At 64.1% G+C, this 20,450-nt stretch carries 16 protein-coding genes; 10 read left to right on the plus strand and 6 right to left on the minus strand.

Annotated features, from left to right (window positions below; genetic code table 11):
• Positions 1 to 30: 30 nt before the first annotated feature.
• Genes FGQ67_RS06645 through cobK form a run of 7 tightly spaced genes read left to right on the plus strand, consistent with a single transcriptional unit; the run spans position 31 to position 6,597 of the window.
• Positions 31 to 987 (plus strand): histidine phosphatase family protein, encoded by a 957-nt coding sequence (locus FGQ67_RS06645; RefSeq protein ID WP_249934409.1) that lies wholly within the window; start codon positions 31 to 33, stop codon positions 985 to 987.
• Positions 987 to 1,961 carry an adenosylcobinamide-phosphate synthase CbiB gene (gene cbiB / locus FGQ67_RS06650; RefSeq protein WP_138340791.1) on the plus strand — a complete coding sequence of 325 codons (975 nt, stop codon included), beginning with the start codon at positions 987 to 989 and terminating at the stop codon, positions 1,959 to 1,961. The genes FGQ67_RS06645 and cbiB overlap by 1 nt, the downstream gene beginning before the upstream one ends.
• On the plus strand, positions 1,958 to 3,181 hold the full coding sequence (locus tag FGQ67_RS06655; RefSeq protein ID WP_171025231.1) for a pyridoxal phosphate-dependent aminotransferase: 1,224 nt from the start codon (positions 1,958 to 1,960) through the stop codon (positions 3,179 to 3,181). Before cbiB ends, FGQ67_RS06655 begins: the two co-directional genes overlap by 4 nt.
• Positions 3,174 to 4,673, plus strand: a complete 1,500-nt coding sequence (locus FGQ67_RS06660) for a cobyric acid synthase (protein WP_249934410.1) — start codon at positions 3,174 to 3,176, stop codon at positions 4,671 to 4,673. Before FGQ67_RS06655 ends, FGQ67_RS06660 begins: the two co-directional genes overlap by 8 nt.
• Positions 4,670 to 5,185 (plus strand): cob(I)yrinic acid a,c-diamide adenosyltransferase, encoded by a 516-nt coding sequence (locus FGQ67_RS06665; RefSeq protein ID WP_138340797.1) that lies wholly within the window; start codon positions 4,670 to 4,672, stop codon positions 5,183 to 5,185. The genes FGQ67_RS06660 and FGQ67_RS06665 overlap by 4 nt, the downstream gene beginning before the upstream one ends.
• On the plus strand, positions 5,186 to 5,827 hold the full coding sequence (locus FGQ67_RS06670; RefSeq protein WP_138340799.1) for a precorrin-8X methylmutase: 642 nt from the start codon (positions 5,186 to 5,188) through the stop codon (positions 5,825 to 5,827).
• Positions 5,824 to 6,597 (plus strand): precorrin-6A reductase, encoded by a 774-nt coding sequence (gene cobK, locus FGQ67_RS06675; RefSeq protein ID WP_138340801.1) that lies wholly within the window; start codon positions 5,824 to 5,826, stop codon positions 6,595 to 6,597. The genes FGQ67_RS06670 and cobK overlap by 4 nt, the downstream gene beginning before the upstream one ends.
• Positions 6,598 to 6,706: 109 nt before the next feature.
• Here the strand turns inward: cobK and FGQ67_RS06680 are convergent, their stop codons facing one another.
• The 6 genes from FGQ67_RS06680 to metK form a co-directional block, all read right to left on the minus strand.
• The gene (locus tag FGQ67_RS06680) at positions 6,707 to 7,921 is read right to left on the minus strand and encodes an ABC transporter permease (RefSeq protein ID WP_138340803.1); all 1,215 of its coding nucleotides are present in this window, start codon (positions 7,919 to 7,921) and stop codon (positions 6,707 to 6,709) included.
• On the minus strand, positions 7,918 to 8,691 hold the full coding sequence (locus tag FGQ67_RS06685; protein ID WP_138340805.1) for an ABC transporter ATP-binding protein: 774 nt from the start codon (positions 8,689 to 8,691) through the stop codon (positions 7,918 to 7,920). The genes FGQ67_RS06680 and FGQ67_RS06685 overlap by 4 nt, the downstream gene beginning before the upstream one ends.
• Positions 8,691 to 10,127 (minus strand): efflux RND transporter periplasmic adaptor subunit, encoded by a 1,437-nt coding sequence (locus tag FGQ67_RS06690; protein ID WP_171025232.1) that lies wholly within the window; start codon positions 10,125 to 10,127, stop codon positions 8,691 to 8,693. Before FGQ67_RS06690 ends, FGQ67_RS06685 begins: the two co-directional genes overlap by 1 nt.
• Positions 10,128 to 10,259: 132 nt before the next feature.
• Positions 10,260 to 11,993: a L,D-transpeptidase gene (locus FGQ67_RS06695; RefSeq protein ID WP_171025233.1), complete on the minus strand. Its 1,734-nt coding sequence runs from the start codon at positions 11,991 to 11,993 to the stop codon at positions 10,260 to 10,262.
• Positions 11,994 to 12,142: 149 nt separating this feature from the next.
• Positions 12,143 to 13,750 carry an L-serine ammonia-lyase, iron-sulfur-dependent, subunit alpha gene (gene sdaAA, locus FGQ67_RS06700; RefSeq protein ID WP_138340812.1) on the minus strand — a complete coding sequence of 536 codons (1,608 nt, stop codon included), beginning with the start codon at positions 13,748 to 13,750 and terminating at the stop codon, positions 12,143 to 12,145.
• A gap of 311 nt (positions 13,751 to 14,061) precedes the next feature.
• The gene (gene metK, locus FGQ67_RS06705; RefSeq protein WP_138340815.1) at positions 14,062 to 15,342 is read right to left on the minus strand and encodes a methionine adenosyltransferase; all 1,281 of its coding nucleotides are present in this window, start codon (positions 15,340 to 15,342) and stop codon (positions 14,062 to 14,064) included.
• Positions 15,343 to 15,640: 298 nt separating this feature from the next.
• Between metK and gltX the strand changes: the two genes are divergently transcribed.
• The 3 genes from gltX to def all read left to right on the plus strand — a co-directional run bounded on the left by gltX (position 15,641) and on the right by def (position 20,208).
• Positions 15,641 to 17,116, plus strand: a complete 1,476-nt coding sequence (gene gltX, locus FGQ67_RS06710; protein WP_117776492.1) for a glutamate--tRNA ligase — start codon at positions 15,641 to 15,643, stop codon at positions 17,114 to 17,116.
• 89 nt (positions 17,117 to 17,205) lie between these two features.
• Positions 17,206 to 19,653 (plus strand): replication restart helicase PriA, encoded by a 2,448-nt coding sequence (gene priA, locus FGQ67_RS06715; protein ID WP_249934411.1) that lies wholly within the window; start codon positions 17,206 to 17,208, stop codon positions 19,651 to 19,653.
• An 18-nt stretch (positions 19,654 to 19,671) separates the two neighbouring features.
• Entirely contained in the window at positions 19,672 to 20,208 is a 537-nt protein-coding gene (def, locus tag FGQ67_RS06720) for a peptide deformylase (protein WP_089571827.1), read from the plus strand.
• Positions 20,209 to 20,450: the final 242 nt, after the last annotated feature.

The following is a 20,450-nucleotide window of genomic DNA, read 5'->3' on the forward strand; positions in this document are numbered from 1 at the left end:
GGTGGCGCGCATTCGGGGAAGAGGACCTTCGTGCGCGAAAAGCTCGGGTTCGCGGCGGACGATTTCGTCGACGCGGCGCAGCTTACGGAGGGCGGTGTGCCCGCGGCTTTTGCCGGCCGCGTCGCGTACCGTGCTGAGGAACTCGTACGCGCGTTCGACGCTGACCGGGCGCTCGAGCGGCTGATCGGCTTCGACGTAGTGATTCTGTCCTTGGTCGGCTCGGGGGTCGTCCCTATGCGTGCGGAAGACGCCCAATGGCGCGAGCGCGCGGGGCGCCTGGGATGCGCGCTCGCTGCGCGCGCCGACGTCGTCGTGCGCATGACGTGCGGGATTCCCCAGGTCATCAAAGGAAACCTTGCCGATGCGCCTCGAGGGACGCAGGGCGCGGGCGCGCCTTTGGAAGTCGTCTTCGTGCGCCATGGTGCCACGGCGGGCACGGAAGACCATCGCTACAGCGGGGCGGGCACCGACGAGCCCCTGTCGAGCGCGGGCGAGCGCGCTTTGCGCGACCTCGCGTGCGATCGTGACGTGTTTCGTGTTATCACGAGCGGCATGGCCCGCACCGACCAGACGGCGCGCATCCTCTTCCCGAACGCGGAGCTTATGGCGTGCCCCGGTCTGCGCGAGATGGATTTCGGTGACTTCGAGGGGCGAAGCGCAGCCGAGCTTAAAGAGGATGTGCGCTACCGCGCCTGGGTAGACTCCTGGTGCGAGACGCGCTGCCCGCATGGCGAGGACAAGGGCGATTTCACCCGCCGCGTCGTCGCGGCGTTTCGGGAGGCGTGCGAATCGGAGCGCGCCCAGGGGAGTGGGCGCGCCGTCTTCGTCGTTCACGCGGGTACCGTGAAAGCGCTGCTCTCCGAGTTAGCTGTCCCGAAAATGGGATATTTCGACGTGCATACCGAGCCGGGCGGCGCATGGGCCGCCACCTGGGATGGGCGCTGCCTTCGCGACGTTCGCCCCGCTTCGGGGGGCGATGCCCGGTGATGACGATTCTTGCCGTCGCCGCCGGGTTCGCGGCCGACCTTGCCTTCGGCGACCCGCGCTGGCTCCCCCATCCCGTCGTCGCCATGGGGCGCGCGATCACGTGGGCCGAAGGCCGCCTGCGGGGCGCATTCCCGCAAACGTCCGCGGGCACGCGCGCCGCAGGGCTTGTGCTCGCCGTGGCGCTTCCGCTTGCGTGTGGGCTTTTGACCTGGGGAATCCTGCATCTTTGCGGCATGGTTCACCCCGGCTTGCGCTTCGTGGCCGAGGCATGGGCGAGCTATCAGATTCTCGCGGCATGCGAGCTGCGCCGCCAGAGCCTGGCCGTGGCCCGCGCGTTCTCGAAGGGCGGCCTTGTCGCGGCGCGCGAAGCCGTCGGGCTCATCGTGGGACGCGATACGTCTGTTCTCGACGAGCAGGGCGTTGCGCGCGCCGCCGTGGAAACGGTGGCGGAGAACGCGAGCGACGGCGTCATCGCGCCGCTTTTCTACCTTATGATCGGGGGTGCGCCCTTGGGTATGGCGTACAAGGCGGTGAACACGCTCGACAGCATGGTGGGCTACAAAAACGCGCGCTACATCGACTTCGGCTGCGCCTCGGCGCGCCTCGACGATGCGGTGAACTGGATTCCCTCGCGCTTATCGGCCCTGCTCATGATCGCCGTGTGCCCGATCGTCGGGCTCGACGCGCGCGGGGCGGCGCGCATCTGGCGCCGTGACAGGCGTCGCCATGCGAGCCCGAACGCGGCGCAGACCGAGTCGGCGTGCGCGGGCGCGCTCGGGCTGCGCCTGGCAGGACCCGCGGTGTATTTCGGCAAGCTCGTTGAGAAACCGACGATAGGCGACGCGTCCCGCGAAATCGAGTGGGACGACATCGCCTGGGCGACAAGGCTCATGCTCGCCGCGTCCGTATGCGCGCTCGTCGTCTTCGGCGCCGCGCGCGCGGCGGTCGTGCTCGCCGTGGGGGCGATGGCATGAGGGTGGACCACGCCGCACCCCGGGCTGCCGGGGGAATCCTTCGCGCCCGTACGCATGGGGGCAGCGCGCAATCGCTCGGCATCGCTTGCGAAGGGGGCGCCTCCGACCTCATCGACTTCTCGGTGAACGTGAATCCGGCAGGCCCCTCGCCGCGCGCCGTCGCCGCAGCTTGCAAGGCGCTTTCTCGAATCGACGCCTACCCCGATAGGGAAAGCATCGCCCTCGTTCGCGCCCTAGCGCGCGCCCAGGGCATTCCCGAAGATACTATCGTCTGCGGCGCGGGCGCGTCCGACATCATCTGGCGGCTCGCCGCGGCGGTGCGCCCGAAACGCATCGTCGTGTGTGCGCCGACGTTCTCTGAATATGCGGAGGCGGCATCGTACTACGGCGCATGCGTGCAGGAGTTCCCGCTCTCCGAAACGGACGACTTCGACGTGCCCGCCTCCTTCGCCAGCGCGATCGAGGGGCCGGGAGACGTGGCGTACCTCTGCAATCCGAACAACCCGACGGGGCGCCTCGTCGACCCCAGCGTGATCGATGCCGCGGCTCGCCGCTGCGAGCAGGTGGGCGCGCTGCTCATCGTGGACGAGTGCTTCCTCGGATTTGCGCCCGACGCCCGCGAAAGGAGCGTGGCCGCACGCGCCGCGTGTTCGCGCTATGTGGCCGTGCTCTCCGCGTTTACCAAGCTCTACGGAATGGCGGGGTTGCGGTTGGGATATCTGATCAGCGGAAACGCCCAACTCATCGAGGGGATTCGCCGGGCGGGGCAGGCGTGGCCCGTCTCCTCGGTCGCCGAGGCCGCGGGCATCGCCGCCCTGAAAGACGTTGAATACGTCTCGCGCACGCGCGATGTATTGGCGGGCGAGCGAGCGTGGCTTTCCCACGAGCTCTCCTCGCTCGGGCTTTCCGTCGTGCCGTCGGATGCGAACTTCCTTTTAGTCCGCACGCCGGCGAAAGACATCCCCGAGCGCCTGTATAAACAGGGGGTTTTGGTCCGCACATGCGACTCGTTTTCGGTACTGTCCCGTTTCTGGTGCCGCGTCGCGGTGCGCACGCGCAAGGAGAATGCCCGGCTTGCGATGGCGTTCAGCCGCGTGCTTCGGGCGGAAGGCGCATCGGGCGAAGGCGAACCCGACGAACGGGGCGGCGCTTCTTGCAGCGGCGCTATGGCGGGCGCGGATGGTCGTGGCTCGGCGAAGGAGGTCGATACCCGTGGGTAGGGCGAAGCCCATCATGATCCAGGGCACCATGTCGAACGCGGGGAAGAGCCTGCTTGCGGCGGGGCTGTGCCGTGTGCTTTCGCAGGACGGCCTGCGCGTGGCTCCCTTCAAGAGTCAGAACATGGCGCTCAACAGCGGTGTCACGGCCGACGGGCTCGAGATGGGGCGCGCCCAGATCATGCAGGCCGAGGCGTGCGGCATCGCGCCCGACGTGCGCATGAACCCCATCCTGCTCAAGCCCGAAAGCGACCACCGAAGCCAGCTCATCGTGGCCGGCAAGGCGCAGGGAGCCTTCGCTGCGAGGGACTACTTCGCGCGAAAGAAGGCGCTCATGCCGCAGATTTTGGAGGCGTTCGATTCGCTCGCGGAGGAAAACGACGTCATCGTCATCGAGGGTGCCGGCAGCCCCGCCGAAATCAACCTTGCCGAAAACGACATCGTCAACATGGGGCTCGCGCGCGCCGTGTCCTCCCCCGTGCTGCTCGCGGGCGACATCGACCCAGGCGGGGTGTTTGCCCAGCTCTACGGCACGGTCGCGCTTTTTGCGCCCGAGGATCGCGCGCTTTTGCGGGGGCTTGTGGTGAACAAGTTCCGCGGCGATGTGGAAATCCTGCGCCCGGGTTTGGCCCCGCTCGAGAAGATGTGCGGGGTTCCCGTCGTGGGGGTCGTGCCGTATCTTACGCTCGACCTGGACGACGAGGACTCGCTCGCGCCGCGCCTATCTACCCGCGAGGCGCGCGGCGTCATCGACGTCGCCGTCGTGCGCCTTCCGCATCTGTCGAACTTCACCGACTTCGACCCGCTTTCGCGCGTGCCCGGCATGGGCGTGCGCTACGTTTCCTCGGCGACCGATCTCGGCCGACCCGACCTGGTGGTGCTCCCCGGCTCGAAGACCACGCTCGACGACGCGCGCTGGCTTGCGGCTAGCGGCATCGGAGCCTGTGTGCGCGCGCTTTCGGACGCGGGCACGCCAGTGCTCGGCATATGCGGAGGCTACCAGCTTTTGGGAGACGATCTTTACGACCCTCACGGCAGGGAAGGCGCTTGCACCGCGCGCGGGCTCGGGCTCATCCCTGCAAGTACGGTGTTCAAGGAGGAAAAGCGCCTCGCCCAGTCGGAGCTGCGCGTTACGGGCGCTCAAGGCGCGTTCTCGGTGTGGAACGGCATGACGGCTCGCGGGTACGAGATTCACGACGGCGAAACGACCGTCTCCTGCGCCCCTGCGGGCACGATTGGCGGCAAACCAGAAGGCGCGGCCTGCGGAAACGTGTTCGGAACCTATCTCCACGGCCTGTTCGACGAACCGGGGGTGGCGTTCGCCCTCGCGCGCTCGCTCGCGCGCATGCGCGGCCTGCCCGAGAGCGTCGTGGGTGCTGCGGGCGCGGCGTCCGCGGCCGATCACCGTGCGCGCGAGTTTGACCGCCTGGCCGACGTCGTGCGCGGGGCGCTCGACATGGAGTATGTCTACCGCATTATCGAGGAGGGCGTATGATCCACGTGTATCATGGCGACGGCAAAGGCAAGACCACGGCGGCGATGGGCCTCGCCCTTCGCATGCTCGCCGCAGGCTGCCGCGTCGTCGTCGTGCAGTTCCTGAAAGACGGCGAAAGCGGGGAGGCGCGCCTGCTCGCCGAGCATTTCGGCGTTCCCGTGTTCGCGGGGAAGGTGTCGGACAAGTTTACTTGGTCAATGACGTCGGAAGAACTTGCCGCGACGTGCGAGCTGCACGATGGGAACCTCGCTTCCGCGCTCGCCGAGCTCGAGGGCGCTCAGGAGGGGCTGCTCGTGCTCGACGAGGCGCTCGACGCGCTTTCGAAAGGGCTTGTCGACGAGGCTCTCGTGGACCGCGCGCTCGATTTGTCCGCGCGCGGCGTCGAAGTAGCGCTCACCGGGCGCGCGCCTTCCCGCAAGATCGTGGAGAAGGCCGACTACATAACCGAGATGCGGTGCGAGAAACACCCCTACGAGCAGGGGATACGTGCACGGGAAGGAGTGGAGTACTAGATGGATTCCAAGGAGATGGCGCCCGGCGACATCGAGCGGCGCAGTTTCGAGATCATCACCGAAGAGCTCGGCGGCCGCACGTTCCCGCCGCTCGAAGAGCCCGTCGTGAAGCGCGTCATCCACACCACTGCCGACTTCTCGTACGCCGATTCCCTCGTGTTCACCAATGACGCCGCGCACTGTGCGCTCGACGCACTGCGCGCAGGGGCCACGGTGCTCACCGACACGAACATGGCGCTCGCAGGCATAAGCAAGCCCGCGCTCGCAAAGCTCGGCTGCAAGGCCGTGTGCTACATGGCCGACCCTGATGTCGCCGCAACGGCGCGCGCCGCGGGCACGACTCGCGCCGTTGCGAGCATGGACAAAGCTTGCCGCATCGAGGGTCCGCTTATCGTGGCCGTCGGCAACGCTCCCACAGCACTTCTGCGCCTCGCCGAGCTCATGGACGCGGGGAAGATCGCGCCCGCGCTCGTCGTTGGGGTGCCGGTCGGGTTTGTGAACGTGGTCGAGGCGAAAGAGGAGCTACTCGCGCGACGCGTGCCGGCCATCGTCGCGAGGGGTCGCAAGGGCGGCTCGACCGTGGCGGCCGCCATTATGAACGCGCTGCTCTACCAGATCACGCGCACGGGTGGCGCGAAGTGACGGCTCCCGCATCCGTGCCGGCGCTGCGCATCTTCGCCGGCACCACCGAGGGCCGCCTTCTGTGCGAATGGGCGAGCGGGGCGGGCATCCCCGCCCGTGCCTACGCGGCAACCGAGTACGGAGGAGAGCTTTTGGGCGAGCTTTCGGGCATCGAGGTGCATGCGGGCAGGCTCGACGATGCCGACATGGAGCGCGATCTTTCCGGCGCGCGCGTCGTCGTCGACGCCACGCACCCCTTCGCTACGCTCGCAAGCGGCAACATCCGGGCCGCTTCGCTCGCCGTGGGTGCACGATGTCTGCGCCTTGCGCGCCCGGTCGAAGCGCTGCCCAAAGGCGTCGTGCCGGTCGCGTCGATCGCCTGCGCGGCGCGCTTTCTCTCCGAGAACCCGGGTCGCGCGCTTCTCACGACGGGGAGCAAGGAGCTTGCTCCCTACACGCGCGTCGCCGATTTCGCGGAGCGCTTCTTCGTGCGTGTGCTCCCGCTGCCCGGTGCTATAACGAAGTGCATCGACGCGGGGTTTTCGCCGTCGCACGTCATCGGCATGCAGGGGCCCTTCACCCGCGAGCTCAACGAGGCGATGCTTCGGCAGGTGGGCGCCCAGTGGCTTGTGACCAAGGACTCGGGAACCGTAGGCGGCACAGCCGAGAAGCTTGCCGCCGCGCGCGACGTGGGAGCGCGCTGCATCGTGATCACCCGTCCCGCCGAGGGAGGCGGGGCCCTTTCGCTTCGGGAAGTGGAAGACGCGCTCTTACGGGAGTTCGCGCGCTAGGCGCTCGCCGCGCCTAGGGCCCTTCAATCAGTTGCGGTGAAATAGTGTCTGTTTTTGCTGTTAGATAGCATATTCAGTCCCTAATTCACCGCAACTTATTGGTGGTGGCTTACTGGTAGCGTAGACACTCGACGGGGTCGAGCTTTGCTGCGCGGCGAGCGGGGTAGAAGCCAAAGATTACGCCGATGCCGACGGAGACGGCGAAGGCCAGCAGCACCGTGGCGATTGAAAAGCTCGGTATGATTTGCCCGCTGGCTCCGAGCTCGCCAAGAATCCCGGATCCGGAGGCAAACATCGCGAGGCCCCAGGCCAGCAGATAGCCAATCAGGACACCTAGCAGTCCGCCGGTGACGCACAGCGCCGAGGATTCGGCCAAAAACTGCGCAGTGATATCGAGACGACTTGCGCCCAGAGCGCGGCGGATGCCGATCTCGCGGATGCGCTCCGTTACGTTGGTAAGCATCATATTCATAATGCCGATACCGCCGACAAGCAGCGAGATGCTGGCGACAGCACCCATGATGAGCGAAAACGCGCCCATAAAGGAGTTGAGTGCATCGATGGCGCTTTTCATGGAGGTCGCCGATACACTGTTGTACTCATCCTCCTCCTCGATGCCCTTCATCGCGCGCACCTTGGACTCGATGGTCTTGCAGAGCTCATCCATGTCCGTGCCCTCGGCGGCGAGCGCCGTCACGCTGGGGAATGAAGGATTCTCGTCGCCAAACAGGCCGGAGATGGTTTCGCGTGGCATATACAGCGTGAGCGAGCCCATGGAGTCGCTGCCGCCGTCAATCACGCCGACAATCTGCACCTCGCCGTTGGACACCTTGATGGTTTTCCCCAGCGCATCCTGTTCGTTGCCGTAAAGCTGATCGGCGCCGCCGCGGCTGATGAGCGCCACGCGCGAGCCTGATTGAGACTCGGCCTGGGAATAGGTACGCCCCGCAACGAGCTTTCCGGCCCCCACGGCGTCGAGCATGTCGCTATCGACACCCTGTGCCATGACGGTATAGCTTTTATCGCCGGTCTTGTACTCGGTATACGCGCTGTCGACAATGCCGATCTGCTCTATCTGCGGCACCAGTTTTTGAAGCTTCTCGATGTCCGACTCTGTGAGTTCTTGCGACGAATAGATTTGCACCATGCGTGCCGCATTGAGGCCCAGGCTGTTGACCAGGCTGTTTTGGATGCCGCCGATGAGCGAAGTCATGGCGATAACCGAGGCGATGCCGATGACAATGCCCAGGATGGTGAGCAGGCTGCGCCCCTTGTTGGCCTCGAGCGAGTGAAGGGCTTCCTGGATGAGATCGCGGGCGCTCATGCCATCTCTCCTTTCGGCGGGTTGGCGGAGGCGGAAATCATGGGCAGGCTATCCACGGCGCTGCGCAGGGTCCGCGGTGCATGTGGAATATACGCGCCATCGTGAATGCGACCGTCGCGGATGGTCACGGCACGGTCGGCCTCGGCGGCGATGCCGGGGTCGTGTGTGATAAGCACGATGGTTTTGCCGCGCTTCTGGAGCTTATGGAAGGTCTCCATCACAAGCGCTCCGGTAGCGGAGTCCAGGTTTCCCGTCGGCTCATCGGCCAGGATGATGGGCGGGTCATTGACGAGGGCGCGCGCGATTGCGACGCGCTGCATCTGGCCGCCCGAGAGCTCGGATATGCGGTGGTCCCAGTGGTCGACGGGCAGCGTGACAGCCTGCAGCGCGTGAACGGCGCGCATTTCGCGCTGGCTACGGGGCACATTGGTGTAGGCCAGCGGCAGCATGACGTTTTCGATAACCGACAGGCGCGGCAGCAGGTTGAAGCTCTGAAAGACAAAGCCAATGCTCAGGGCGCGGACTTCGGTGAGCTCGTCATCATCGAGCTCGGCCACGTTGAGCCCTTGCAGGTAATAGTCGCCCGCCGTCGGTTTGTCCAGGCAGCCCAGGATGTTCATGAGCGTTGACTTGCCCGAGCCCGAAGGGCCGGTAATGGCGACGAACTCGCCGGGTTCTACCGCCAGGCTCACGTTGTGCAGGATGTGGGCGCAACCCGCCTCGCTCTCAAAAATGCGGTGCACGTTGCGGATGTCGATAACGGGACGCATTACATGCCCTCGTCGTCAGACATGCTGCCCGAATCCGTGCTGTAGCCGCCGTCAGCCGTTGCGTCCGCTCCGGTGTCCATGACGAGGGTGTCGCCATCGCGCAGCTTGGTAACCGGCACGTTGGGGTTGATCTCGTTGCCCTGGTCGTCGCGCTTGACCTGTGTCTTGCCGACTACGGCTTCGTTGTCGTTTTGCGTCACGACGGTCACCTTCACGCGACGGGTATGCTTGCCCTCGTCATCGGTTGCCACGTTGACGTAATAGTGTTCGCCGTCTTCGGTCATGAGCGCCATCGTCGGCACCATCACCACGTCGTCGAGCTGCTCGGTCACCACCGATACCTCGGCCGTCATGCCCGGCTTCAGGCGCGCGTCGGGCGCCTCTATGAGAATGTCGACGTTAAAGGTTACGCTGCCGCCGCCACCGTTGACGGCGTCGGAGTTTGCCACCGAGGCGATGGCCGTGACCGTTCCCTGGCTTACGATATCGGGAAACGCGGGATACGTGACGTTGGCACTCTGCCCAACGGCGATCTTGGCGATGTCCTTTTCGCCCACCTGCACGGTCACCTTCATCTTAGATAGGTCGGCGATCTGCATGCACTGCTTGCCGCCGCTCGTATCGCTTTCGCCCATGATCATGCCGCCTGTTACCGTGGCGCCCACCTTGGCGTTGAGCTCCACGATACTGCCCGAGCTCGGGGCCGTGACCGTACGACTGGCCGCCTTGGCGTTCGCCTGATCGAGGTTTGCCTGGGCCGATGCGAGGCTGCGCTGCGCGGCCGATACGGCGTTCGTGTCCGCCGATGCGGCGGAGACGCCAGCCGCTGCGGAAGCTCCATCGACGTCCGTCGTTGGGGTGGCCTGAGCGGCAGCTGCGGCTTTCTTCGCATTAGCGAGGTCTTCTTGAGCGGCAGCAACTGCACGCTGCGCCTCGGCAACGTTGCGATCGAGCTCGTCGTTTTTAATGGTCATAAGCACGTCGCCCTCGTTGACGGATTGGCCCGCCTGCACGTTGATCGAATCGACCGTACCGTCGACAGAAGGGGAGACCACTGAGGACGAAATGGGTTTGAGCTGGCCTTTCGCCTCGACCGTTGTGGTAAACGTGCCCTCGGTCACCATGTCGGTCACCGGCCCGTTGTTGCCTGCGGGCCGTGCGTTGATGGCTAAGGTCACGACAACGGCGATGAGCACAATGGCGGCCACGACGCCGGCCGCAATGCCGCGTCGGATGAGCTTTTTGCGTCGACGTTCGGCACGTTTTGCCTTGAGCTTGGCATATGCCTCTTCATCGGAAATCTCGGTCGCATCGTTCGCGCGTCCGCTCTGCTTATCGGCATGTACGTTTGTAATCAGAGGAATCGTTTCGGTGACATCTTCGAGCGTGTGCTCGGTATCATCCGGGCCCGGGGTGGTCGTGGGGACATTCGGCATAGCGTCTCCTTTATAGAAAGTACCTCGATAAGTATATGCGCCCACCGGTTGGGGCGGGCGCATAGGACGGTTTCTTTCGGAACTGTTAGATTGGTCGCTGCGGTTCCACGTTGTAGGAATGCGCGCGTTGCACTACGAGTGGACAACCACGCACAGGCCGACTTTGATGCAGTCGTGAAGTGCCTTGGCGTCTGCCAGACGCAGGTTGATGCAGCCGTGGCTGCCGCACCATTTGTACGACTCGGCGTTATCGAAGCTCTTGTCGTTTTGCCAGGTGGCATCGTGGAAGCCGATCATATTGCCCTCGAACGGCATCCAGTAGCTCACCGGGCTTTCGTATTTGGGCTTACCGGTCTCGGGGTCCTTGGCTCCGATCAGGGTGCTGCCGCCGTCGTTGCTGTTGATCTGCCACACGCCCTCGGGGGTGGCGTCTTCGCCCGGTTTGCCGGATATAAAGTTGGCCTCCCAAACGATATTACCGTTCTCGTCATAGTAGCGCGCGTGCTGCTCGGACAGGTCGACGTCGATATACGCCTTCCAGTCGGGCTCTCCCTTTGCGGTAAAGGTGTCGGCCTTCTGGGAGTACTTGATCTCGATTTCGCCGGTCTGCTTGTTGTTAATGGCGTCCTCGACCTGCTTGGCGAGCGAGCTGCTGTCGATGGACCAACCAAAGTCGCCGCCTTCGACGGCGCACTGCTTGCCATCGGCGCGCGTCCACCAGCGAGTGGAGCCCACGGTATTAAAGCCGTTGGCGAGCTCGGCTGCCCAGCTGCTGATCTGCGACGTATCGAGCGTGGGATTGGCCGGATCGGCAAAGCTGATCCACTGCAACACGGAGCTGCCATCAACCTTGCCGGCATCCTCGCCGTTGAGCTTGAGGGTCACGTTGACGCCCAGGAAGTTGTTGGCGGCATCGCATGCGGCCTGAATCTGATCATCGGTCAGCGTTCCATTGAGCGGCTCATAGGCATCGTTGCCGAGCTTGGAAAGATCTACGGTCTCGGCCAGCGAGGCAAGCTCGAGCTCGGCATACTTAATGACATGCTCGCGGTTGAGTTTTTCGTTGGAGCGCGCCTTCTCGACGGTAAACTTGCCGGCCTGCTCGTCATAGGAGCTATTGGCCTCGAACGTGCCCGAACGCCCCTCGTTAAACTCGTCGATGGCGGCGCCCAGATCCTTCTCAAACTTCTTTTGGTCAAAGGTATCGGAGAGCATGGACAGGTCGACGTCTTGATCAAGATCGACTTCGTTGGAGGTAGCGGTTGTTTTGGCCTTGCCGCTTAAGGATTCCACAAGGCGGACCGGCCATACAAAGGCTTCGTTGTGGCTGATAATCTCTTTTGCGGCAGCTTCGCCATCGACGATGGGCTCATCGGACTCGGGCTGATAGGTCCAGCTAAAGTCATCGCCTGTCACGGTGAGCTTATAGTGCTTCCATGCCGAATTGACCTTGGTAGCGGCAGACGAAGCGTTGGAGAACGAGACGTCGACGCCGGCAATGGTGGTGTTGGGGTAGGCTAGCTGCGAAAACGCTACGATTCCTACGATATAGACAATGACGATAAGACCCAAGACGACAAAGAGCGTCGTCTTTTTGCCCGACTTATTGTTGCCGGCGGACTTGCGCGCGGGGCCGCGATCGCCTCGGGCGTGCGTGGGGGGCTGCTTGGGCGCATTGCCGTTTGCCTGGCGCTGCTGACGTTGTTGACGCTGCTGTCGCTGTTGGTTCGGGCGTTGGGGCGCGTTTGCCGCACCACGCTGCTGACCGTGGCTCGGCGCGATAGGACGCGGTGACTGAACGCCGCCGGTGTGCCTGCTCGGATGCTGCGGATCGGGAATCAGTTGAGTTCGATCGTTTTGCGACATCGTATGCATATCCTTCGATTTTCGCCTTGCGGTTCATCGTGTTTTTACTGGGCTTGCATTATAGCGATTGCCCTGCTGTTTGTGGTACGGAAACGGTGGCATTCGAAAGAGCTGGGACAAATGTCCCACCTTTGAGTCGTTCTTAGTCGCTATCCGCACACACCGCATTTTGCACAGGCCGAAAGTGCGGCCGGAGCCTGCGCGATGCCGCCCTTTGCCGTCTCGCGCAGCGTGGCTGGCAACGCGTGGCCCACCGAGAGCATTACATGTGCCATCTGGTCAAACGGCACCAAGCTCTTAATGCCTGCGAGGGCGAGTTGTGCCGAGCTAAAGGCCGCTGCTACGCCGATGGCGTTGCGGTTTTGGCAGGGCACCTCCACGAGGCCACCGACGGGGTCACAAACGAGGCCCAGCAGGTTACTCAGCGCGATGGAACTGGCGTCGAGCGCCTGCTCGGGCGTGCCGCCGAGCATCTGCACCAGCGCGGCGGCTGCCATGGCGGCGGCGCTTCCCACCTCGGCCTGGCATCCGCCCTCGGCGCCGGCGACGCAGGCGCTCGTGGTGAGGTTGAGGCCGATGGCGGCTGCGCAGTAGAGCGCGTCCATGACCTGCTCGTCGTCGAGCTGCAGGCGATCGGCGAGTGCAAGCACGCAGCCGGGCACAACACCCGCTGAGCCTGCCGTGGGGGCGGCGACGATCACGCCCATGGTGGCGGAGCGTTCGAGCACGGCCATCGCGCGGGTCACGGCATCGGTCTGAACGGGGCCCATCAGGCTTGCGCTCAAATCGTTGCGGCCGGTGGCTTCGACAAGCTTGGCCTCGCCGCCGATAAGCCCGCCGAGCGAACGCTGCGGATTGGCGATGGGGGCCGTGGTCTCCTCGCGCATGACGTCGAGCACGCGGCGCATGGCAGCGACGGCGTGGGCCTCGCCGGTCAGACGCGCCTCGCGAACGGCCATGACGGCGCCGATGCTGAGCCCCAGTTCCTCACACGCATCGAGCAACTGCTCGCCGTCGTCGAAGATTTCCTTGGCCGAGACGCCGGGGGAGAGCGACGAGGCAGAACCGGGGAGTTCGATAAACGTTGCGTAATCGACATTGTCGAGCTTGCGCAGCATGGGGACGACGGTGTCGTCGGGCGTGCCGTCGGTCTCAAAGACGGAGTAGGCCTGGCCGCCCACTTCGGTGCGGTAGGTGCGGCAGAAGGCGATGTTTACATGGGCGTAGGCGAGCAGGTTGGTGAGCGCGGCGAGTACACCGGGGACGTCCTTGTGCGCCACGAAGAGCGTGGAATACATGCCCGAGATGTCGACGCCGACGCCGTTAATGCGGCTGATGCGCATCTTGCCGCCGCCCAGGCTCTCGCCGCGGACCTGTGCCGTGGCGCCCGTGTCGTCGACCATGTCAATGTCGACGGTGTTGGGGTGGATGGACGCGTCGTCGCCCTTGATGTCAAAGTGATATTCGAGGCCCTGCTCGCGTGCGAGGTCGAAGGCCTGCTTGATGTTCTCGTCATCGGTGTCGAGGCCCAGTATGCCCGCGACGAGCGCACGGTCTGTGCCGTGGCCGCGGTAGGTGTGGGCGAAGGAGTTCCACAGGCCAAAGGTGACCTTGGTGATGCGACCTTCCAACAGGCTGGCGGCAACTTGGGCGCAGCGCAGGGCGCCGGCGGTGTGCGATGAGCTGGGGCCGACCATGACGGGGCCCAAGATTTCGAATGCCGAGGTCGTAGCTAGTGTTTGCGGCTTGCCTGCCATGGATGCTCCTTATCTATCCCGTCGTCCCGAGGGCTTTGGTATTTGGTCGCCTGCTCTACAGTCCTGGCTCGCACGGAGGCCACATTAAGTGGCCTCCGGCTCGTGCGGAACTCGCGACCGACCAAATACCAAAGCCCTCGGAACTAAGGATACATGGTAGAGGCGCGTGTGCTGCAAAATTCATTAGCTGGTGACGCAGCGTGGGCTCATATCGAAGCATCTTCACCACCGTTTAAATAAAAAGAAGTACCGGTTGGGAGCGGTACTTCTTTTTTAAGCGCTTATGTCGTTGAAACCTTGGCGGTTCTTAATTACAGGCCGCAGGCTGCTTTGAGTTCTTTGACTCGGTCGGTTTTCTCCCAGGTGAAGTCGGGGTCTTCGCGGCCGAAGTGACCGTAGGCTGCCGTCTTTTCGTAGATGGGGCGACGCAGGTCTAGGTCGCGGATGATGGCACCTGGGCGCAGGTCGAAGGTCTTCTCTACGGCCTCGACGATCTTGTCCTCGGCAACATGCGCGGTACCGAAGGTGTCGACCATGATTGAGAGGGGCTTGGAAACGCCGATGGCGTAGGCAAGCTCGACTTCGCAGCGGTCGGCCAGACCGGCGGCGACCACGTTCTTGGCGACCCAGCGCGCGGCATACGCGGCGGAGCGGTCGACCTTGGTGCAGTCCTTGCCGCTAAAGGCACCGCCGCCGTGACGGCCGTAGCCGCCGTAGGTGTCGACGATGATCTTGCGGCCGGTGAGGCCCGTGTCGCCCATGGGGCCGCCCACGACAAAGCGACCGGTGGGGTTCACGTAGATGTCCGCGTTGTCCCACGGCATGTTCTCGGCGGCCATGACCGGGGTGATGACGTGCTCGATGAGGTCGGCCTTGATCTTGCCCATGTCCTCGATCTCGGCGGCGTGCTGCGTGGAGATGACGATGGTCGTGACCTCGACGGGCTTGCCTTCCTCATAGCGCACGGTGACCTGGGTCTTGCCGTCGGGACGCAGATAGGCGAGGGTACCGTCGTGGCGCACGGCTGCCAGGCGCTCGGCCAGGCGGCTTGCCAGGTAGTGTGGCATGGGCATGAGGGTCTTGGTCTCGTTGGAGGCATAACCGAACATCATGCCCTGGTCGCCGGCACCGATCAGGTCGATCGGGTCGGTGGTAGCGCCGGTCTGGGTCTCGAAGGACTCGTCGACGCCCTGGGCGATATCGGGCGACTGCTCGTGGATGAGGCTCATAACGCCGCAGGTGTCGCAGTCAAAACCGAACTTGGCACGGTTGTAGCCAATGCGGCGGATAACGCCGCGGGCGATTTCCTGTACGTCGACGTAGGCCTGGGTGCGAATCTCGCCGGCGACGATGACGGTGCCGGTGGTCACGAGGGTCTCGCAGGCGCAGCGGACGTTCTCCACGTTGGCCGGCACGCCGTTGGGGGCGATGTAGCCCTGCTCCTGCAGCTCTATTTCTTTGGCGAGAATTGCGTCGAGGACGGCGTCGCTGATCTGGTCGGCGATCTTATCGGGATGACCTTCGGTCACCGACTCCGACGTAAAAACAAAGGACCCGTGTTGGGGTGGGATGGAACGAAGTTCTTCTGACATGATTGTCCTTTCAATAACGTGTCCCGGCGACCGTTACCATTCCGCCGGGCTCTCTATGCAAGCGCACATCATAGCGCGTAAATCAAACATTCACACCCTTTCCGCACCTACTCATTGGGGGCAGACTTAAATGACCAGCCTTACCTAAGTGCCGACAGGTTGCTCAAAGAATGGTCATTTAAGTCTGTCCCCAATGAGTAGGTCCCCAATGATTGGGTCGGTGCCCTTTGTGCGGAGGTTGCATTGATGCTTTATACTGGTGCGGTTAGACATCCATCCTGCAATCGAGGAGATTTCCATGGCATCAGACGTTCGCGTCCGCTTTGCACCCTCACCGACGGGCAAGCTGCACATCGGCGGCGCCCGCACCGCTATCTATAACTGGGCTTTCGCCCGTGCAAACGGCGGCACGTTCATCCTGCGCATCGACGACACCGATCCCACCCGCTCCACCGACGAGAACACGCAGATCATCCTGCGCGCCATGCGTTGGCTGGGCCTGGACTGGGACGAGGGTCCCGAGGTGGGCGGCGATTTTGGCCCCTACGCCCAGACCGAGCGCCTGGACCTGTACAAGCAGGCCGCCCAGAAGCTTTGGGACGAGGGCAAGGCCTATCCCTGCTTCTGCACCAAGGAGCAGCTCGACGCCGACCGCAAGGCCGCGCAGGAGCGCAAGGACCCCTTCCAGGGCTATCAGCGCCGTTGCCGCGATCTTGATCCCGAGGAGGCCCGCCGCCGCATCGAGGCCGGTGAGTCCTACGTCCTGCGCATCAAGGTGCCCGAGGACCGCGGCGACGTCGTCATCCACGACGCCGTCCACGGTGAGGTGACCTTCGACGCCAAGGAGCTCGACGACTTTGTCATCTTCCGCTCCGATGGCACGCCCACGTACAACTTCGCGACCGTCGTCGACGACGCCATGATGAAGATCACCCATGTCATCCGCGGCGACGACCACCTGTCCAACACCCCGCGCCAGGTCATGGTCTACGAGGCCCTCGGCGCGCCGGTGCCCACGTTCGCCCACATCTCCATGATCCTGGGCGCCGACGGCAAGAAGCTCTCCAAGCGCCACGGTGCCACCTCGGTTGAGGAGTACCGCGACGCCGGCTACCTGTCCGACGCCTTCGTCAACTATCTGGCGCTGCTCGGCTGGTCGCTCGACGGCGAGACCACGATCATCCCGCGCGATGTCCTGGCCAGCAAGTTCTCGCTCGACCGCATCTCCAAGAACCCGGCGACCTTCGACCCCAAGAAGCTCGACTGGGTCAATGCCGAGTACATCAACGGTATGTCCGATGCTCAGTTTGCCGACGAGATCATGGTCCCCGAGCTGCACGAGGCGGGTCTCATCGAGGGTAATGTCGAGTACGGCGAGGATTGGATCGATGCGCTTGCTGCCATCGTCAAGCCGCGCACCAAGATGCCGGCCGACGCCGTGACCGTCGCCGCTCCCATCTTTGCCACGGCCGAGACGCTCGAGTATGACGAGAAGTCCGTCAACAAGGGCCTGGCCAAGGAGGGCATGGGTGCCATTCTGGATGCCGCCAAGGCCGCGCTCGAGGGCGTGGACGAGTGGACGGCTGCCAACATCGACGCCGCGCTTGAGCCGCTGCCCGAGCAGATGGACCTCAAGAAGCGCGTGGTGTTCCAGGCTGTGCGCGTCGCCGTCTGCGGCAACATGGTGAGCCCCCCGCTGGGCGAGACCATGGCGCTCGTCGGTCGCGACGACTGCCTAGCGCGCATCGACCGCGCCCGCACGATGGCGCTGTAGCAGCTGCGTAAACGCATGTATCCGAGCCCCGTTCACCCCGAGCGGGGCTCTTGTTTCTGTAGACGTATGGGATGGGAGGTGCAGAGACCATGGCCGAGCAACTGTCGCTGTTTGGTTCGTCGGAACCGGAGGAGACTCCGGCGGTGTCGGCATCCGCTGTCGCCCCTGCACAGCCCGCGCCCGAACCCGTCGCCGCCTATGCGAGCGTTGTCCTCGACATCCCGACCCGTGCGCTGTCCGAGCCGTTTGCTTACGGCATTCCGTCGTCACTCGCCAACGAGGCGCAGATTGGCTCCACCGTCCTAGTTCATTTTGGCAACCGTGCGGCCGCGGGCTATATCGTCGACATTGCGTCTGAGCTGGGCGACTCGCAAGGCAACACCGTCCTCGATTCCGCGCGCATTAAGCCCATCGAGGCTGTACTCAGCAAACCGCTCTTTACCGCCGAGGCTGCCTGCATCGCGCGCTGGATGAGCCGCGAGTATGTCGCGACGCTTTCCGAGTGCCTGCGCCTGTTTTTGCCTCCGGGCGGTAGCCCGCGCGTGGTCAAGGGCGATGACGGCGCATGGTCGGTTGAGCGCCCCGCCGTCAAGCCTATTCAAAACCGTTGGGTCATGCTCACGCCCGAGGGCTTCGACTATACACCGCCCAAGACCGCCGTTCGCCAGCGCCAGCTCATCGAGGCGCTCCAGTGCGGACCGGTCACGACGCGCGATCTCAACCTGCTTTACAACAGCATGTCGGCGACCATCAAGGCGCTCGAAAAACGCGGCGTTGTCGTGGTGGAGGAGCGCCGTGCCTGGCGCGGTTGCAGCGAGCAGACCACGCTGTCCTCCGCGAGTGGCAAAGCGCCGGTCGCACTTACCAACGGCCAGCAGCAGGCGCTCTCGCAAATTGAACGCGCTCGCCTGGATGCGCACGGCGACGTGGTGCTCGTGGACGGTGTTACGGGCTCCGGCAAAACCGAGGTCTACCTCTCAGCTATCGAGCGCGTGCTCGCGGCCGGTCGCTCGGCCTGCGTGCTCGTGCCCGAGATCTCGCTGACGGCCCAGACTGTCGGCCGCTTCCGCTCGCGCTTTGGCGAGACGGTCGCCGTGTTCCATTCGCGCCTTTCGGCCGGCGAGCGTCTGGACCAGTGGGATATGGTCGCCAGCGGTGCGGCCCGCGTGGTCGTCGGCGCCCGCTCGGCGCTCTTTTGCCCGCTTGATGACTTGGGCCTTATCATCATTGACGAGGAACATGAGACCAGCTACAAGCAGGGCTCCAGCCCGCGCTACCATGCTCGCGAGGTGGCTGCCGAGATGGCTCGCCGCTATCGCTGCCCGCTTGTGTTGGGCTCGGCCACGCCTTCTGCCGAGGCCCTCGACCGCTGCCGCCGCGGCACGTACAACGGTGTTACCTGGACGCGTGTGGAGATGCCCGAGCGCCCGGGACATGCCGTGCTGCCCACGGTCCGCATTGCCGACCTGCGCCGCGAGTTCTCGCACGGCAGTCGTTCCATGTTCTCAAAACCGCTGGTGGAGGGCTTGGAACGCGTGGTCGAGCGCCGCGAGAAGGCCGTGCTGCTGCATAACCGCCGTGGCTTTGCGCCGTTTCTGATGTGCCGCGAATGCGGCTGCGTGCCCACGTGCAACCACTGCTCCACCGCGCTCACGTACCACGAGCGCACGCACACGCTGCAGTGTCACACCTGCGGTTCGTCCTGGCGCGTGCAGCCGTATCCCGCGCCCACGAGCCGTTGCCCCAAATGTGGCAGTCGCTACCTGGCAAAAATGGGTATGGGCACTCAGCAGATCGAGGACGCTCTGCACCAGATGCTTCCCGAGGACGTCGCCATTATTCGCATGGATGCCGATTCCACGCGCGGCAAGGATGCGCACAAAAAGCTGCTCGAGCAGTTCGATGCCGCCGATTGTGCGGTGCTGCTTGGCACCCAGATGATCGCCAAGGGCCTCGACTTTCCCGAGGTCACGCTCGTGGGCGTGGTCAATGCCGACTTCGCCCTCAAGCTGCCGGACTTCCGCGCAGGTGAGCGTGCCTACGATTTGCTGGAGCAGGTGGCGGGCCGTGCCGGTCGCGGCGATCGACCCGGCGAGGTGATTATCCAGACATACTTGCCCGAGGATCCGGTCATCCGCGCCGTAGCCGAGCACGACCGTTCGATCTTTACCGACTACGACCTGGATCAGCGCCGCGACGCGCTGTACCCGCCGTTTGTTCGCCTGGTCAACATTTTGGTGTGGTCGGCGAACCGAGACGACGCGCAGGACTACATCGGGCGCATTGCAAAGCTTCTTAAGCGCCGCTGGCATGCCGCCGCGCCCGACTTTTTGCGGGCGGGCAGTGTCGTGCCGCAGGTGCTGGGCCCGGCTTCGTGTGTAATCGAGAGAGCCAAGGACCGTTACCGCTTCCATCTGCTTGCGAAGTCGCCCGTGGGGTACCATGTCTCTGATGATATCGACGCCTGCCTCAAAGAGGTGGGCTCTGTGCGCGGCGTGAGCGTGAGCGTTGACGTCGACGCCTATGATTTGATGTAATAACCCGAAAGGATGGCCATGGAAGCCAACGGAATCGTACTGTCGCCCGACCCTCGTCTGCGCCAGGAGTGCGCCGTCATCGAGGAGATCACCCCGGCGATCGAGGCGCTTGCCGAGAAGATGAAGAAGATGATGTTCGAGAACGGCGGTTGTGGCCTGGCTGCCCCGCAGATCGGCGAGCTCATTCAGCTCGTCACCATCGACTGCGACTACAGCGACAAGAACGACTATGACCCCTACGTGCTCATTAACCCCGTCATTGTTGAGCAGAGCGACCATCTGGTGCCGTTTAGCGAGGGCTGCCTGTCCATCCCCGGCATTAGCTGCGAGATCGAGCGTCCCGATCACGTTGTCGTCGAGGCGTATGACCTGGATGCCAACCTGATCCGCTATGAGGCCACGGGCGATCTGTTCTGCGTGTGCCTGCAGCACGAGATCGATCACCTGCACGGCAATACCATGTTCGAGCGCCTTAAGCCGATGCAGAGGATCAAGGCAGTCAAGGAGTACCAGGACGCCCTGGCCCGCGGCGCTCGACCGGGCGAGACGGAGTAAGTCGTCCGTCCCCTTCCGCCGCAGGGCTTAGGTTTTGCTCCATGCTCAAACAGTCCTGCTCGCACGAAGAGCACATTAAGTGTTCTTCGGCTCGTGCGGAACTGCGCGTGGAGCAAAACCTAAGCCCTGCGGCGGAAGGGGACTGCGTTTCCGTGCTTCTTCTCGCCCGGGTGCCGTCGGGCCAGGGAGGGGCGTCTTCGCTGATAGGTGCTTTGTTGGGAGGGCTGCTTTTATGCGGCTCT

It is taken from the genome of Collinsella aerofaciens (assembly GCF_005845035.1).
Taxonomy (GTDB): Bacteria; Actinomycetota; Coriobacteriia; order Coriobacteriales; family Coriobacteriaceae; genus Collinsella; species Collinsella aerofaciens_I.

What these genes read in the sequence shown, in the direction of transcription:
- FGQ67_RS06695 (WP_171025233.1), bottom strand. Translation starts at nt 11,993, where the DNA reads ATGTCGCAAAACGATCGAACTCAACTGATTCCCGATCCGCAGCATCCG.
- FGQ67_RS06680 (WP_138340803.1), bottom strand. Translation starts at nt 7,921, where the DNA reads ATGAGCGCCCGCGATCTCATCCAGGAAGCCCTTCACTCGCTCGAGGCC.
- def (WP_089571827.1), top strand. Translation starts at nt 19,672, where the DNA reads ATGGAAGCCAACGGAATCGTACTGTCGCCCGACCCTCGTCTGCGCCAG.
- sdaAA (WP_138340812.1), bottom strand. Translation starts at nt 13,750, where the DNA reads ATGGCAGGCAAGCCGCAAACACTAGCTACGACCTCGGCATTCGAAATC.
- gltX (WP_117776492.1), top strand. Translation starts at nt 15,641, where the DNA reads ATGGCATCAGACGTTCGCGTCCGCTTTGCACCCTCACCGACGGGCAAG.
- FGQ67_RS06690 (WP_171025232.1), bottom strand. Translation starts at nt 10,127, where the DNA reads ATGCCGAATGTCCCCACGACCACCCCGGGCCCGGATGATACCGAGCAC.
- FGQ67_RS06665 (WP_138340797.1), top strand. Translation starts at nt 4,670, where the DNA reads ATGATCCACGTGTATCATGGCGACGGCAAAGGCAAGACCACGGCGGCG.
- metK (WP_138340815.1), bottom strand. Translation starts at nt 15,342, where the DNA reads ATGTCAGAAGAACTTCGTTCCATCCCACCCCAACACGGGTCCTTTGTT.
- priA (WP_249934411.1), top strand. Translation starts at nt 17,206, where the DNA reads ATGGCCGAGCAACTGTCGCTGTTTGGTTCGTCGGAACCGGAGGAGACT.
- FGQ67_RS06670 (WP_138340799.1), top strand. Translation starts at nt 5,186, where the DNA reads ATGGATTCCAAGGAGATGGCGCCCGGCGACATCGAGCGGCGCAGTTTC.
- FGQ67_RS06655 (WP_171025231.1), top strand. Translation starts at nt 1,958, where the DNA reads ATGAGGGTGGACCACGCCGCACCCCGGGCTGCCGGGGGAATCCTTCGC.
- FGQ67_RS06685 (WP_138340805.1), bottom strand. Translation starts at nt 8,691, where the DNA reads ATGCGTCCCGTTATCGACATCCGCAACGTGCACCGCATTTTTGAGAGC.
- cbiB (WP_138340791.1), top strand. Translation starts at nt 987, where the DNA reads ATGACGATTCTTGCCGTCGCCGCCGGGTTCGCGGCCGACCTTGCCTTC.